1 protein-coding gene is annotated in these 265 nt (G+C 42.6%); it reads right to left on the bottom strand.

Features of this window, described 5'->3' with window-relative positions:
* Positions 1 to 265: competence protein CoiA family protein (locus C1G53_RS00270; protein WP_269087977.1), on the bottom strand; the 265-nt coding region annotated here is incomplete at both ends.

Below are 265 nucleotides of genomic sequence, written 5' to 3'. Positions count from 1 at the left end.
ACCCCATATTCATACTAAAAGAGAGAAATTGCTTGTGCAAATTGGTCAGTCGTTCCTTGAGCCACAAATCCTTGCCAAGCAACCAAAGAACCTGATAACCAGCCTCACTATAGGCTTGCGTCCTCAGCTGCAAACGAGAAATGGGCAGACCGGAACATTGAACTTCCAAAGCTAGACTATTATTGACAAATAAATCAGCGACCTGTCCTATACTAGTCAAGCATTTTTCAAGTTCAACTTGTTCGGCATTGACTAACCACCTGTA

Source organism: Streptococcus suis, assembly GCF_002960445.1.
Classification (GTDB): Bacteria; Bacillota; Bacilli; order Lactobacillales; family Streptococcaceae; genus Streptococcus; species Streptococcus hyiners.
The sequence above is the reverse complement of the archived record's forward strand: the minus strand, read 5'-3'. Positions and strand labels throughout refer to the sequence as shown.